Annotated in this window: 18 protein-coding genes and 1 pseudogene; 7 read left to right on the top strand and 12 right to left on the bottom strand. The window is 59.5% G+C overall.

Annotation, left to right across the window (positions count from 1 at the left end):
• The 5 genes and pseudogenes from H163_RS0120555 to H163_RS0120530 all read right to left on the bottom strand — a co-directional run.
• A partial coding sequence (locus H163_RS0120555; RefSeq protein WP_019966506.1) for a hypothetical protein occupies positions 1–219 on the bottom strand: 219 nt, incomplete at its 3' end.
• 96 nt (positions 220–315) lie between these two features.
• Positions 316–480, bottom strand: a pseudogene (rpsI, locus tag H163_RS24120) (30S ribosomal protein S9); the annotation flags it as partial.
• A 67-nt stretch (positions 481–547) separates the two neighbouring features.
• On the bottom strand, positions 548–1,465 hold the full coding sequence (locus H163_RS0120545; protein ID WP_019966505.1) for a hypothetical protein: 918 nt from the start codon (positions 1,463–1,465) through the stop codon (positions 548–550).
• 283 nt (positions 1,466–1,748) lie between these two features.
• Positions 1,749–2,852, bottom strand: coding sequence for a GNAT family N-acetyltransferase (locus H163_RS0120535; protein WP_019966504.1), 1,104 nt, complete (start codon positions 2,850–2,852; stop codon positions 1,749–1,751).
• A gap of 541 nt (positions 2,853–3,393) precedes the next feature.
• Positions 3,394–3,831, bottom strand: coding sequence for an EamA family transporter (locus H163_RS0120530; protein ID WP_019966503.1), 438 nt, complete (start codon positions 3,829–3,831; stop codon positions 3,394–3,396).
• A gap of 4 nt (positions 3,832–3,835) precedes the next feature.
• Here H163_RS0120530 and H163_RS24505 point away from each other — a divergent pair, with 4 nt between their 5' ends.
• The gene (locus H163_RS24505; protein ID WP_147290430.1) at positions 3,836–4,048 is read left to right on the top strand and encodes a hypothetical protein; all 213 of its coding nucleotides are present in this window, start codon (positions 3,836–3,838) and stop codon (positions 4,046–4,048) included.
• Positions 4,049–4,133: 85 nt separating this feature from the next.
• Here H163_RS24505 and rpsI (H163_RS0120525) read toward each other — a convergent pair whose 3' ends face one another.
• From rpsI (H163_RS0120525) to H163_RS0120515, 3 genes are all read right to left on the bottom strand, one after another.
• The gene (rpsI, locus tag H163_RS0120525) at positions 4,134–4,607 is read right to left on the bottom strand and encodes a 30S ribosomal protein S9 (RefSeq protein WP_019966502.1); all 474 of its coding nucleotides are present in this window, start codon (positions 4,605–4,607) and stop codon (positions 4,134–4,136) included.
• 2 nt (positions 4,608–4,609) lie between these two features.
• Positions 4,610–5,074, bottom strand: a complete 465-nt coding sequence (rplM, locus tag H163_RS0120520; RefSeq protein WP_019966501.1) for a 50S ribosomal protein L13 — start codon at positions 5,072–5,074, stop codon at positions 4,610–4,612.
• A 205-nt stretch (positions 5,075–5,279) separates the two neighbouring features.
• Complete coding sequence (locus H163_RS0120515) at positions 5,280–5,714, bottom strand: PaaI family thioesterase (protein ID WP_019966500.1); 435 nt, start codon at positions 5,712–5,714, stop codon at positions 5,280–5,282.
• A 176-nt stretch (positions 5,715–5,890) separates the two neighbouring features.
• Between H163_RS0120515 and H163_RS0120510 the strand changes: the two genes are divergently transcribed.
• Together H163_RS0120510 and H163_RS0120505 are read left to right on the top strand one after the other, a co-directional pair.
• Positions 5,891–6,715: an enoyl-CoA hydratase gene (locus H163_RS0120510; RefSeq protein WP_019966499.1), complete on the top strand. Its 825-nt coding sequence runs from the start codon at positions 5,891–5,893 to the stop codon at positions 6,713–6,715.
• Positions 6,712–7,152: a CoA-binding protein gene (locus H163_RS0120505; RefSeq protein WP_019966498.1), complete on the top strand. Its 441-nt coding sequence runs from the start codon at positions 6,712–6,714 to the stop codon at positions 7,150–7,152. The genes H163_RS0120510 and H163_RS0120505 overlap by 4 nt, the downstream gene beginning before the upstream one ends.
• Before the next feature lie 53 nt (positions 7,153–7,205).
• On the opposite strand, the gene H163_RS0120500 is transcribed toward H163_RS0120505, so the two are convergent.
• Both H163_RS0120500 and H163_RS0120495 read right to left on the bottom strand, forming a co-directional pair.
• Positions 7,206–7,637, bottom strand: a complete 432-nt coding sequence (locus H163_RS0120500) for a CBS domain-containing protein (protein WP_026356129.1) — start codon at positions 7,635–7,637, stop codon at positions 7,206–7,208.
• Positions 7,638–7,772: 135 nt separating this feature from the next.
• Positions 7,773–8,549, bottom strand: coding sequence for a rhomboid family intramembrane serine protease (locus H163_RS0120495; RefSeq protein WP_115336463.1), 777 nt, complete (start codon positions 8,547–8,549; stop codon positions 7,773–7,775).
• 453 nt (positions 8,550–9,002) lie between these two features.
• Between H163_RS0120495 and H163_RS0120490 the strand changes: the two genes are divergently transcribed.
• The 4 genes from H163_RS0120490 to H163_RS0120475 all read left to right on the top strand — a co-directional run bounded on the left by H163_RS0120490 (position 9,003) and on the right by H163_RS0120475 (position 11,539).
• Positions 9,003–9,647, top strand: a complete 645-nt coding sequence (locus tag H163_RS0120490) for a PAS domain-containing protein (RefSeq protein ID WP_040679355.1) — start codon at positions 9,003–9,005, stop codon at positions 9,645–9,647.
• Positions 9,648–9,744: 97 nt separating this feature from the next.
• Positions 9,745–10,401 carry a PilZ domain-containing protein gene (locus H163_RS0120485; RefSeq protein WP_019966494.1) on the top strand — a complete coding sequence of 219 codons (657 nt, stop codon included), beginning with the start codon at positions 9,745–9,747 and terminating at the stop codon, positions 10,399–10,401.
• The gene (locus H163_RS0120480; protein WP_019966493.1) at positions 10,379–10,783 is read left to right on the top strand and encodes a hypothetical protein; all 405 of its coding nucleotides are present in this window, start codon (positions 10,379–10,381) and stop codon (positions 10,781–10,783) included. The genes H163_RS0120485 and H163_RS0120480 overlap by 23 nt, the downstream gene beginning before the upstream one ends.
• 141 nt (positions 10,784–10,924) lie before the next feature.
• Positions 10,925–11,539, top strand: a complete 615-nt coding sequence (locus H163_RS0120475; protein WP_040679353.1) for a transglutaminase-like cysteine peptidase — start codon at positions 10,925–10,927, stop codon at positions 11,537–11,539.
• A 175-nt stretch (positions 11,540–11,714) separates the two neighbouring features.
• On the opposite strand, the gene H163_RS0120470 is transcribed toward H163_RS0120475, so the two are convergent.
• Entirely contained in the window at positions 11,715–12,242 is a 528-nt protein-coding gene (locus tag H163_RS0120470; RefSeq protein ID WP_026356126.1) for a gamma carbonic anhydrase family protein, read from the bottom strand.
• Between the two features lie 28 nt (positions 12,243–12,270).
• On the bottom strand, positions 12,271–12,600 hold the full coding sequence (locus H163_RS0120465; protein WP_019966489.1) for a DUF6949 family protein: 330 nt from the start codon (positions 12,598–12,600) through the stop codon (positions 12,271–12,273).
• Positions 12,601–12,694 lie beyond the last annotated feature (94 nt).

Here is a 12,694-nt window from a genome sequence, read left to right as displayed (position 1 = left end):
GACCCGGTCCCGGTCGTTGACGGCCTGCGCCTCTGGCCCCGCTCGTCGGCCAGCCTCCTCCCGGCACCAGCGGCGCAGCGTCTCGCTCGTGCAGCCGATCTTGCCAGCAATCGAGGTCAGCGCCGCCCACTCCGACGGGTAATCCCCACGATGCTCCGCCACCATCCGCACGGCACGGTCGCGAAACTCACCCGAAAACTTGTTCCTTGTAGCGCTCATCTCAGCTCCTTCTCACAAATAGGAGCCTCCTGGAAAGCCAGGACGGTTCACTTCGCACCAGCGGGTTCTTTTTGTGTCTGACAAGCAGCTGAGGGATCAGCGCTTGGAGAACTGGAAGGAACGGCGGGCCTTGGCGCGGCCGTACTTCTTGCGTTTCGCCACGCGGCTGTCGCCGGTGATGAAGCCTTCCTTCTTGAGGATGCCGCGCAGTTCCGTCTCCCAATGGGTCAGGGCCTTGGAGATGCCATGACGCAGCGCGCCTTGAAAATTCTCAAGTCCAAACGGGCTTGACCAACTCTCGATGTGCCGAACTCATCGAGAGTTGAAATCACTCCCCGAGGAGCCAGCCCTGGCCGAGGGCGAAATCGAGGCGGCGCTGGTTGATTGGGCCAAGCGGGTCCTCCTGCAGCTCGAACAGGTGAATGTCGCCGGCCCTGTCGTGGTGATAGGCCCATTGGCGGCGAAGATAGGCCTTCAGGAACCTGGCATTCTGGGTGCGGCCGTCGATCAGGATGATGCAGCCCGGCTCGAGGAAAAACTCCATCCGCAGAATGTCAGCCGACATCGGCATGCGTTCGGGACTTGCGATGGAGAAGCCATTGATGCTGGCGGTCGTGGCAAATTGCGAAGGACCATCAAGGTAGATCAGGTCAGGCGCCACATTGGGCAACAGGGTGTAAACCGTCGCAAAGCGGTTGTCGTGGGTGATGAGATCCACGCTGCTGCGCTCGACCGTGGCATAGGGAGACAGGCCTTCTCCCAGCCGCTCACACGTAAGCGCCTGAAAGCGTTGCTCTTCCTCGACCGAATGAACATGGAAGGGCTGCTGCGTGCGCAGATTGCGCGAGGCCCAGTCATGAAAATGACCATGCAGGAGACGCATGGCATGGGCAAGAACGACCGTGCTGAAGCCACTGCCAAACTCAAGCACCGACAGGCTGCGCCGCCGCAAGGCCAGCCAATGAAGGCGGCAGAGATCCCCCAGAACCGGGCCCAGCGGATGCGCCTTCTGCACCCCGTCCCGCACTTCACGCAGCGGATCTTCCCCTTCCTCGCCGGCATCTGCGCAAGAAAGACATGGCCACAAATCCAGGGCATCCGCATAGGCCCTGGCCCGCTCCGGAGTGTTGAAGTCCTCCAGACGGAAGGAAGCCACAAGGGCCTCGATGGGAGCAAAATCCGGCGAAATGGCAGCGGGTGCATTCTGCGAATCCAGATGCAGGACAGGTCTCGGCAGATTATGCAATCGTTTCACTCCCTCTGAAGCCGCCGGTCACCACGCGGGGTAAAAGGCCTTCTGAACCATGACCATGAAAGACATCGGAATGACCAGAGTGTCTTCAGCAAGGCACGAGATCATTGTCTATCCAAACAGAAACCGTGCCGCTCCGGATCTTTTACCCTCGCACACGCGCCCTGTCAGCCTCCCGGCTGAACACCCCTCAAAACGCGGCACTGTCAGGTGAATACCATCTCTGTACAGTTATTCTGTGAAATCACGATGTTCACAGCACTCATCTGATTCTCAATCACATAACCTCGATTGCATGCATTGTCGGGCGATCAAGATCTGCATCCTGCTTGGTAACATACAGCCTTGAAAGATCAGCCATTTCAGAAATATTATCTCTCGCCCAGTAAATCAAGGACGTAGTTGGGGGACTTCTCATCTCTATCGGGTGAAACAAATGTGGAAACTGAAAACAAAGGTCATCATTGATCGAGAACCATCCACTGCCGAGCATGAATCGATAAATGCTACTTGCCGTACAGTAAAAGTCGATTACATCAAAATCATTATCCCTGGCATAGGCCTCAACGAAGCTCAAAGCTGATGGCACCGCATCATCGCAACCGAACAAATCCATTACATGCAAGATCTTAAACTCAGAAACTGCCTTTTCCTCACGAAAAGACAAAAAACACTTTGTGGACGAACCTTTCTCCGGATTTTCTACAGAATACTGGCGATACCGGAAGTATGGATGATTATCATACCTCCAATTCCTATGAGCTTTATCCCTTGAAAAGAGATTGAGCCCCTCCTTTGCAAGCAAGAATGCATCATCAGTGCCATCAAAAACAAACTCCTTCGCCACGAAGTTGTTTTTAGATTTAAATTTCCAATTATCTATCAGATTTACAGCGAGCTTAGAGTACACGGAATGCGCCTTAAGAGGCTCAAAGTTAATAACCTTAACAAACCTGGGTACATTTCTCAGGTATCGAAAGCCAGCCCTCATATAGATCGGCAAGGCAGCATCACTTATACCCATCCCAATAAGAACTTCGAAATTATCTTTAATGAATTCAATGATACGCGCACCAATTCCCGATCCCGCGGCTTTATCGCTGACAATCCAGGTCGTCAGCTCCGCACCCCGGAACGTTTCTTTCTTAAGAATGAAGTCCCTCTTATTGAGACCCATTACTCCAAGAATACTCCCACTCTGATCATCATACGCGACTACACAGTAATCCTTGTTTTCATTATTTGGCGCCTCAACAAACTGCCACTCATAAAATTTCTTGTCAGATAGAGCGATCTTTCGCTTCCAATTTTCTGCGTAAAATCGTCTGACATCCTCACCGTCAACGGGAAGGCGGCTTACAAAATCTATCTTGATAGCCATAACTTTCCCCCGGCCCTTTGAACAAAACGCACCCAAGATCGCTCAGAAGCACTATAGTTTCGCAAGCCCAGCTTGAGCAACATATGGTGCCTCAGCTGCATAGGCATTGCCCCCTGTTCTGAACGGGTCGCTTACGCCAGAACCTCGCAGCCTCTGTCAGCCTCACAGGCTGAAACCGCAAGATGCGGCAAGACTGAGCAGGCCCTTCATCTGCCACCGCCCGGCCATGAACGCGCGGCCATAAACGCGCGGTGGTGGGGCTTGGGCCATGCGCCCCCCCCAACATGCGGCATCCGGCATTTTCCGTGGTGAACGCGCCGCGTTTCGTTACGTGGCAGTGAAGGAGATAGCGGGTGCAAATCGCAGGCTGTAAGATGGGGTTCCCAGCGCCCGCCCCCGCTCCGCGCCGCCCCGGCCTTGTGCCGGGGTCTGGTCCGTTTCCTGAGCCTTTCCGCCCGGCTCCCGCCACGTTCCAGAAGGACAGGCAGCCATAGATTTTGCGCCCGGCCACACAGCTATCACGGGACCTTCCTCCCGCCCCTTACCCCCTGTAAGCCACCAGCACAGCACCGCCTGCGATCATGGCGACGCCGAGCCAGTTGGGGAAGGACAGTTTTTCGCCAAGGAAAAGCACGGCGAAGGCAGAGACGAACACGACAGACAGCTTGTCGATGGGAGCGACCCTTGCCGCGTCGCCCAGCTTCAGGGCGCGGAAATAGCAGATCCAGGAGGCGCCGGTGGCAAGCCCAGACAGGACGAGGAAGAGCCAGGTGCGGGGAGACACCGTGGAAAGGGCCTGCCAGTTGCCCGTGATGTAGATCATCACCCCCGCCGCCATCAGGATGATGATGGTGCGGATGAAGGTGGCGAAGTCGGAATTGACATTCTCCACGCCAACCTTGGCAAAAACCGCCGTAAGGGCAGCAAATCCGGCCGAAAGCAGTGCCCAGAACGGCCAACTGGCAAAAAGGCTTTTCACGCTGATGTCTCCTGTCCGCAGCCTCGCAGGAGGCCAAGCTGGCTTCCCGTGGAACCACGCGTTTTTCGGTAAGCGCAACGTTCAGAGGCAATTTTTCCTGCACCCGCAGGCCTGTTTTTTACGTGCAGGAATGGCGAACATTATGCTCCATGAAAACTCGTTCAAAAAAGTGCTGCAAGAATTATTTTCAGGTAACAGCACTATGGCCGCCTTCTGAAAAAAACATGCCCCACCCCCAAACAAAAAAACCCGCCGGTTCGCACCAGCGGGTTCTTTTTTGTGTCTGACAAGCAGCTGAAGGATCAGCGCTTGGAGAACTGGAAGGAACGGCGGGCCTTGGCGCGGCCGTACTTCTTGCGCTCGACCACGCGGCTGTCGCGGGTGATGAAGCCTTCCTTCTTGAGGATGCCGCGCAGTTCCGGCTCGTAGTGGGTCAGGGCCTTGGAGATGCCATGACGCAGAGCGCCGGCCTGGCCGGACAGGCCGCCACCGGTGACGGTGGCAACGATGTCATACTGGCCATCGCGGTTGGTCAGCAGGATCGGCTGACGCAGGATCATCTGCAGGACCGGACGGGCAAAGTATGCCGTGTAGTCCTTGCCGTTGACGGTGATCTTGCCGGTGCCCGGCTTGACCCAGACGCGGGCAATCGCGTCCTTGCGCTTGCCGGTGGCATAGGCGCGGCCATGGGCGTCCAGCTTCTGGACATGAACCGGAGCTTCGACGGCTGCCGAAACGGCGCCCTTCAGCTGGTCCAGGGATTGCAGCTCAGCCATGCTCAAGCCCTCTTCGCGTTCTTTTCGTTGAGGCTCTTGACGTCGACGGTGACCGGCGTCTGAGCTTCATGCGGGTGGGTCGGGCCAGCGTAAACCTTGAGGTTCTTGAGCTGGCGGCGGGAGAGCGGGCCGCCCGGCATCATGCGCTCGACAGCCTTCTCGAGCACGCGCTCGGGGAAACGGCCTTCGATGATGGCGCGTGCAGTACGCTCCTTGATGCCGCCCGGGTGGCCGGTGTGCCAGTAGTACTTCTTGTTTTCGTACTTGCGGCCCGTCAGCACCACCTTGTCAGCGTTGACGACAATGATGTTGTCGCCACAGTCAACGTGCGGAGTAAAGGTCGGCAGATGCTTGCCACGCAGATGGCTGGCGATGTAGGCAGCCAGACGGCCTACGACCATGCCTTCAGCGTCGATCAAGATCCACTTTTTCTCGACCTCAGCCGGCTTGGCAGAGAAGGTCTTCATGTGTCTGATCCGTGAATCGTCGGTGAAACCAGGACGGCGGCTTGGCAGGACACAGATCCCGCACGGCACACCGTGTGTTCGGGCAGGGTGATACGCGTTCGCCAGCAAACCGTCAAGGCGAAACATTTGCACCATGTCGAGAATTGTATATATAAATCAATAACTTGCAAAAACGGTAACTGAATACCGTATAAATCTTGCCGTTTCAGCCCTGCCGGCGCGGCGGAATCGAGTAGGTGGCGGTGGCGTGAGCGGCCATTTCGCCCTCCCCGTCCCCGCAAATGGCGCAATCGACCACGGCGAGCCGCTGGCCGAGCTTGAGAATCCGGCAGGTGGCGATGAGATCCCCGGGTGCGGGCTTCCGCAGGAAGTTGATGTTGAGATTCGTCGTCACCGCCAGCGCCACCGGGCCGATATGGGCAAGGATCACCACATAGGCGGCAAGATCAGCCAGCGCCATCATCGCGGGGCCGGACACTGTGCCACCGGGCCGCAGGTGCCGCTCACTGGCGGTAAAGCGCAGTGCGGCGAGCCCCGGCGCGATTTCCTCCACCCGGGTGAGCGGTCCGTCCAGATAGACCTGCGGAAACTCGGCCCGCAGAAACGCCTCCACCTCGTCCACACGCATCACCGGCTGCATCGCGTCCCCCTTCTCGTTCCAAGCTCACTCTTGCCGGAAACACGGCCCTTGCCAACCAGGAGAGGCATCGGCCAAATGACGGAGGCAGCACCAGAGATGCGCCCCTTTTGCCTGCTTCCCCGCTGGCCCGGCTGCTGTATGCTCCGGCCACATCGTGACCATGCCGGGAAAGCAGAATGCAGAAGACAGAAGACACCGCCGCAGCCGAAACCCGCCCGCTGATCGGCAAGCTGTTGCACAATGGCGTGCTGCGCCTTGTGCTGCAGCAGCCGGAGAAGATGAATGCCCTGTCGCAGGCGATGATGACCGCGCTGTCCGCCGAGCTGGAGCTGGCAGCCATTGATCCGGCGGTGCGCGCCATCCTGCTGGGGGCTGAAGGCAAGGTGTTCTGCGCCGGGCATGACCTGAAAGAGCTGACGGCGGCCCGCGCCGAGGCAGACCGGGGCCGCGCCACCTATGAAGCCATCATGCGCCAGTGTTCGGACCTGATGCAGCAGATCGTGCGCCTGCCCAAGCCGGTGATTGCGGTGGTGACGGGCGTTGCAACGGCAGCCGGCTGCCAGCTTGTCGCCTCCTGCGATCTGGCGATTGCCACGGACACGGCAACCTTCTGCACGCCGGGCGTCAACATCGGCCTGTTCTGCTCCACCCCCATGGTGGCGGTGAGCCGCAATGCCAGCCCCAAGCAGGCGATGGAGATGCTGCTGACGGGGGAAAGCATCGACGCCTCCACCGCCAAATCCTTTGGCCTCATTAACCGCATAGTTCCCGGCGATTATCTGGAACAGGTCGTGCAGAAATATGCCGAGGTCATCGCCTCCAAGTCGCCGCTGACGCTGAAGATTGGCAAGGAGGCGTTCTACCGCCAGCTCGAAATGCCGCTGGGCGAGGCCTATGACTATGCCGCGTCGGTGATGGTGGAGAACATGATGGCCCGCGACGCGGAAGAAGGCATCAATGCCTTCCTGCAGAAGCGCAAACCCGAATGGACCGGAGAATGACCATGACACCCGCCTATCCCGACAGCCTGATCCGGCAGATCCTTGAAGAAACGAAAACCATCGCCATCATCGGCGCCAGCGCCAATGCAGACCGGCCGGTGCATCACGTGATGGAATTCCTGATTGATCAGGGTTTCGAGGTCTATCCCGTCAATCCAGGGCTCGCGGGCAAGGAGCTGCTGGGCCGCACGGTCTATGCCAGCCTGACGGATATCCCGGTGCCGGTGGACATGGTGGACATTTTCCGCGCTTCCGATGCTGTGCCAGCCATTGTCACCGAGGCGCTGGCGCTGGCCAGCCATCCGAAAGTGATCTGGATGCAGCTTGGCATCGAGCACCCGCAAGCGGCTGCCGAAGCAGAAGCTGCAGGGTTGACGGTGATCATGAACCGCTGCCCCAAGATCGAGCATCCGCGTCTGTTTCCTGCAGGCAGATAAACAGGCTGAAGCACTCGCAGCCCCGGCAGGCCTGCCGGGGCCACGCAAGGCCTTTAGGCCATAGCGATGTAATTGCGCATCTGCTCGGCTTCCTCTTCCACCTGCGCAATGCGGTGCTTGACCACGTCGCCGATGGAGATGAGGCCGGTCAGCTTGCCGCCGGACACGACAGGCATGTGGCGGAAGCGGCCGGATGTCATCCGGGCCATGATGCTGTTGAGCGTATCGCCTTCCGAAGCGCTGATCACGGTGCGGGTCATCACGGCCGTCACCGGCTTGTTCAGGGCTTCCGGCCCTTCCAGACCGATGACACGCACGATATCACGTTCCGACACGATACCTTCGATGTGCCGCTTCGCATCCGTGATCACCACCGCGCCAATCCGCTTTTCCGCAAGAAGCTTGCAGATGTCGCCGGCCGTGGCCGACGCACTTGCCGTGATCACGTCACGGCCTTTGGTATTGAGAATCGAAGCTACTGTCATGCTGCTCTCCCGATAGCTGACGTGGCACCGGCTACCTCCCAGTTCCTCCCGGCGGTAACCTGATGTTCATCATGCCCTCAAAAGCGCAGCGGATGCAAACCCTGCATTGGGCGGAGAGCTTCACTTAACGTCACATTACCGCAACCGCCGGACCGGGTCGAAATAGGGAAACAGGAGGAACCCGGCCAGAAAGCCGCCCACATGGGCTTCCCAGGCAATATCGCCGGAGGCACCGAGGAGTTCCCCGCCCGCCACGCCGAACAGCAGGTTGATGCCGAACCAGAGGATCAACAGATTGCGGACGCGGGCATTCCAAAGGACATCACGCAAGGGCGCAACCGGCAGCTCATAGGCCCGCGGATCATTGCGGTTGCCGCCGGCCATCGGCCCGCCCGGCTGAAAGGCGAAACGGAACACCGCCGCCATTTGCCCGGACACGGCGGCAGAAGCCCCGATCACCGGCACAGCCTCGCCGAAATGCAGCGCCAGATGCACCAGCACGCCGGCGATGGCCGCCACCGCACTCAGGGCGAGAAAGCGGACGGTGCCAAGACGAACCGCCAAAGGCGGCGCAAAGGCAATCATCCAGGCCATGTTCATGCCCACATGCGCCCAGCTGCCATGGAGGAAGGCATAGGTCAGAAACGACCAGGCGTCCGCCGCATATCCGCCCGGCACGAGCCCCGCGCCAAAAAGCTCCGCGCTGTAACGGGCAGGCCAGAAGCCGAACAGCACCAGAAGCTCGTAATTGGCATCCGCGCTCAGAAACTCCGTGCGGATCAGGTGAACCGCCAGAATCAGACCCGCCAGAACGGCCACCACGGCAGGAATGTTGAAGGCCTTCTGCCTTGGCGGGAGCGGGCCTTGCGGCGGCAGGCCACTGGAGGGAGCAATCGGCTGGGGCTGGTTCATTTTGACCGGTTCAATCCTGACATCTGTTTCACTTGCGGACATTAAGGATGCCCGGCTCATGTGCAGACACTTAAGGGTCTGCCCCGGAAAGACAAGATAAAGACAAGGCGCCCGCCGCCTTGCCGGCAACGGGCGCCTCATGACCTGTTCCGGACCCCGCACCTGCCGCAAGGCCCGGATAAATGCGCCGCGCAGTGACCGGTCTGGATCGCCGGACTTGTCTCACGTGCAGATTTCAGCCTGTTCCAAAGCAATTTCCGGAGCAAGCGCAAGCTTGGAGTAACCTTAAAAATCCGTTCAAACTTTAGGAAAGCCGGTGATTTTTTCGCCCACAGGCCCGGTTGGCATAGTAAATGCTCTGTAACCGGCAGAACCAGCGCAGGCGCGGAGAACTGTCCCAGATATGGACACGCATGCCGCAGCGGCGCAAAAGTGGCAGAAGGACCGGTCAAAATGAAGCATGGCGTCAACCGTACCCTTTATCAGTATTGGGACGAACTGCGCGGCACCCGCACCGCCCCGAACCGGTCGGAGATCGACCCGGGCCGGATTCGCGGCCTGCTCGGCGACACCTTCATTCTGGAAGCTGTCGATCAGGACACCTACCGCTACCGCCTCGCAGGAACACGCCTGTGCTCCACCCATTGCCGCGAACTCAAGGGCCGCAATTTCCTGCGCGGCTGGGGAAATGAGGACCGGGAAGCCCTCGCCTCCGTCATGGCCGCGATCACTGAAGATGCGGCGGCAGCAATCATCGGCGTCGACGGGCACACCGAGCGCAATCAGGTTCTGAAGATGGAAATGCTGCTGCTTCCCCTGCACATGCCGGGCGAAGGCCGCAGCCGCATCCTTGGTGCCAGCGCCAGCTTCGAGCGTCCCTACTGGCTGGGCCTGCATCCCATTTTGAACCAGTCCATCTCCAGCCTGCGGCTGATCTGGCCAGATGAGCGCCCGTCCTTCCTGACGGGCACCCCTGCACCGCGCCGCACGGCAGTTCCGCAGATCATCAATGGCGGGCAGGCTCATCTTGCTGCACCATCCATGGAAGGGACAAGACGGGTCGGGCATTTGACGGTCTATGACGGCGGCAAGATCTGAAAGGACTAGAGCTGATCTTACGCAATGTTAATAGTCCCCGCCTATCGTGTCCGTGGAGAACAAGATTCCTCCCGCATAAGATAGGGAAACAATATTCATGACAGCAGCAGAAGCTGCCAGGCCCGCTCACGGTCTGCCCGCAAAGGGCACGGACCGGCGCCGTCACCAGCGCGTGAAGGTGAATGTCCTTGGCCGCTTCATGCTGGAAAACCGGCAGGAATATCCCTGTCAGGTCGTCAACATGTCGCCTGGCGGCATGGCACTGATCACGCCCGTGGCCGGACGTATTGGCGAAAAGGTGGTGGCCTATCTGGACCATGTTGGCCGGGTGGAAGGAACGATTGCCCGCGAGATCGACGGCGGCTTTGCCGTAGCGCTGGCCAACACACCGCGCAAGCGCGACAAGATCGCCAGCGTGCTGACCTGGCTGGCCAACCGCAACGAGCTGAACCTGCCGGAAGACCGGCGTCACGAGCGTTTCGTGCCGAAGAACCCGTTCACCCGCATCGTTCTGCCCGATGGCAGCGCCTATATGTGCCGCATCATCGACGTGTCACTCTCCGGCGTGGCTCTCTCCTGCCCGGCACGGCCGCCCATCGGCACCGAAATCACTTTGGGCAAGATGCGGGCCCGAGTCGTCCGCCATCTCGAAGGCGGTATCGCCCTGGAGTTCGCCGTGATCCAGAATCAGGCCCTGCTTGAACAGCATATGGTCCCGGATGATCCGCAGGATGGCAGCACGCCGCCGGCATAATGCCAGCGTGCCGCCCTTCCGGGCAGTCATCGCAAACCGGCAATTCCTTCAAGAAGACTTGCAAAAATCCCGGCTCAAGGCCGGGATTTTTTTTGTGCGGAAGGTCTTTGAACCATTCCGCCCTCTCAAGGCTCATGCTCCCGCCTTGCCGCAGAGTGAGGCCGCCTCCTGGGGAAGGAACTCGGCAAGGCCAATACGCCCGGCAACACAGAAAATCCCCGTATGGTTTCAGCTTTCTTTCCTCGCCCGCGCGGGGCGGAAACGGCCTTCTGACGGGATTGCGGAGCACCGGCCCTCCGCCACAGCCACCCGATTTCTGAAAATTGACTTTGAAATCATGACCTTGCATCAGATCTGTAAAACTTTATTCAAATCAATATAAAACTCAATTCAAAATCAAATAAAATAAAGCTCAAACTCAAGTCAAATTCAGATAAACATCATCGAAAAAGCGATGACCTGACTTAGATGCAAATAAAATCGCAGATGCAATGGTGTCGTCAGCCTTGGGGAGGGCGACGACATGAAGATAAAGATCTGGAAACCAATCATCGCATGTGCTGCCTTTGCGGCAGTCATGTATGCCACAGCAGCAAGCGCCAATCCGGGCCGCTATATGGCCATGGCCGGTGCTGCGGCAGCGCCGCAGGGACATCTCGTCTTCTGCAAGGAAAATCCGGCGGCCTGTGCTGCCAGCACCAGCAAGCCGGTTGTCGTGAAGCTCTCGGAAGAGCGTTTCGAGGAACTGCTTTCGGTCAATGCCACCGTCAACCGGGAAATCCGTCCCGTGACGGACATGGAACAGTTCGGCGTGCCCGAGTACTGGACCTTTCCGGACAATGGCGTTGGCGACTGCGAGGAATATGTGATCGAGAAGCAGCGCCGTCTGATGAAGGCCGGATGGCCCGCAAGCGCGCTGCTGATCACGGTGGTGAAGGACATCAACAACGAAGGCCATGCGGTCCTGACGGTCCGCACGGATCAGGGCGACCTGATCCTCGACAACCAGATCGAGGCCGTGCTGCCCTGGTACTCGACGCCCTACCGCTACGTGAAGCGGCAGGCCACGACATCGGCAGCCGCCTGGACCAGCATTTCCGATACCCGCGTCACCACCGTGGCCAGCATCGGAAATTGAGACCCGCATACGGAAGCGTTCCGGGACGTCCCGGAGCCCGACAGAACAGCCCGGCCGCGTCCCCACCCTCCCCATCCCAACCACGGCCGGGTTCAGGGAGCCGGTCCGCCCCCGCGAGACCGGCTCCCGCCTTTTCGGGCGTATTGCGGCGGAGCATCCTCATTCAGTCGTGAGTTCAAAGGGGCGCCAGCCCGGCCTTGAACCTCTGCCAGTTGCGCACGTAGCCTGCGGCCGATTTGCGCAGGCCTTCTTCGGCCGCGGCATCCAGCGTCCGCGCAACACGGCCCGGCATGCCCACCACCAGCGAATTGTCCGGGATTTCCTTGCCCTCAGGGATCAGCGCATTGGCGCCCACGATGCAGTTGCGGCCGATCTTGGCGCCGTTCAGCACCGTCGCGCCCATACCGATGAGGGAATTGCTGCCGATGGTGCAGCCGTGCAGGATGGCCTTGTGGCCGATGGTGCAGCCCTCGCCGATGGTCAGAGGATAGCCCATGTCCGTGTGCAGCACGCAGCCGTCCTGGACATTGCTGTTCTTCCCCACGAGGATCAGCTCGTTGTCGCCGCGCAGCACGGCGCCGAACCAGACGCTCGCCCCCTCTTCCAGCCGCACCGACCCGATCAGCACCGCCGTCGGCGCCACCCAGCAGGCTCCGTCAGCAGCAAGTTCCGGCGTCCGGTCTTCAAGGCGGTAGAGCGTCATGTTTTCCTCCCGGTCTGTCACACCGGGATCACGACCACGAGTTGGCAAGCCCCAGCGCAAAATGCATTACGAGGACACCAGAGCACAGGCTCCACATGCCTGCAATGGTGGAGGAGGCCACCAGCCAGCCAACCGGGCGCCCTTCCAGCCGCCGCCCACGGATGGCATTGCGCATGATAATAAAGGGTCCGGCGAAGACACAGACCAGAACAACCCCCAGAATTCCTGCGATACTGTGCGCCGGGATCTGGAAACTGGGTGGCGAGTCGGTAACAAGTTGATAAGCGCTTCCAATCAGGCCCGCTGCAACGAAGCCGGCGCAGCCCATGTAAACGGCAAGCAGCAGTTCAAGAAGCACGGCATTAACCTCTTGTTAACCATCGGGACGTGAGTCTGTCCTCACGGAGACAGGAGGGGAAGTGCAAACCGCATGCCGGTTTCCGGCGGTCACG

Source organism: Pannonibacter phragmitetus DSM 14782 (genome assembly GCF_000382365.1).
Lineage (GTDB): Bacteria > Pseudomonadota > Alphaproteobacteria > Rhizobiales > Stappiaceae > Pannonibacter > Pannonibacter phragmitetus.
Note: the sequence above shows the minus strand (reverse complement) of the source record. Positions and strands in the feature narration are given on the sequence as shown.

Bases quoted from the DNA above. Each gene is read 5' to 3' on its own strand.
- H163_RS0120535 (WP_019966504.1), bottom strand. From the start codon at position 2,852: ATGGCTATCAAGATAGATTTTGTAAGCCGCCTTCCCGTTGACGGTGAG.
- H163_RS24505 (WP_147290430.1), top strand. From the start codon at position 3,836: ATGTCTCCTGTCCGCAGCCTCGCAGGAGGCCAAGCTGGCTTCCCGTGG.
- rpsI (WP_019966502.1), bottom strand. From the start codon at position 4,607: ATGGCTGAGCTGCAATCCCTGGACCAGCTGAAGGGCGCCGTTTCGGCA.
- rplM (WP_019966501.1), bottom strand. From the start codon at position 5,074: ATGAAGACCTTCTCTGCCAAGCCGGCTGAGGTCGAGAAAAAGTGGATC.
- H163_RS0120515 (WP_019966500.1), bottom strand. From the start codon at position 5,714: ATGCAGCCGGTGATGCGTGTGGACGAGGTGGAGGCGTTTCTGCGGGCC.
- H163_RS0120510 (WP_019966499.1), top strand. From the start codon at position 5,891: ATGCAGAAGACAGAAGACACCGCCGCAGCCGAAACCCGCCCGCTGATC.
- H163_RS0120505 (WP_019966498.1), top strand. From the start codon at position 6,712: ATGACCATGACACCCGCCTATCCCGACAGCCTGATCCGGCAGATCCTT.
- H163_RS0120500 (WP_026356129.1), bottom strand. From the start codon at position 7,637: ATGACAGTAGCTTCGATTCTCAATACCAAAGGCCGTGACGTGATCACG.
- H163_RS0120495 (WP_115336463.1), bottom strand. From the start codon at position 8,549: ATGAACCAGCCCCAGCCGATTGCTCCCTCCAGTGGCCTGCCGCCGCAA.
- H163_RS0120490 (WP_040679355.1), top strand. From the start codon at position 9,003: ATGAAGCATGGCGTCAACCGTACCCTTTATCAGTATTGGGACGAACTG.
- H163_RS0120485 (WP_019966494.1), top strand. From the start codon at position 9,745: ATGACAGCAGCAGAAGCTGCCAGGCCCGCTCACGGTCTGCCCGCAAAG.
- H163_RS0120480 (WP_019966493.1), top strand. From the start codon at position 10,379: ATGGCAGCACGCCGCCGGCATAATGCCAGCGTGCCGCCCTTCCGGGCA.
- H163_RS0120475 (WP_040679353.1), top strand. From the start codon at position 10,925: ATGAAGATAAAGATCTGGAAACCAATCATCGCATGTGCTGCCTTTGCG.
- H163_RS0120470 (WP_026356126.1), bottom strand. From the start codon at position 12,242: ATGACGCTCTACCGCCTTGAAGACCGGACGCCGGAACTTGCTGCTGAC.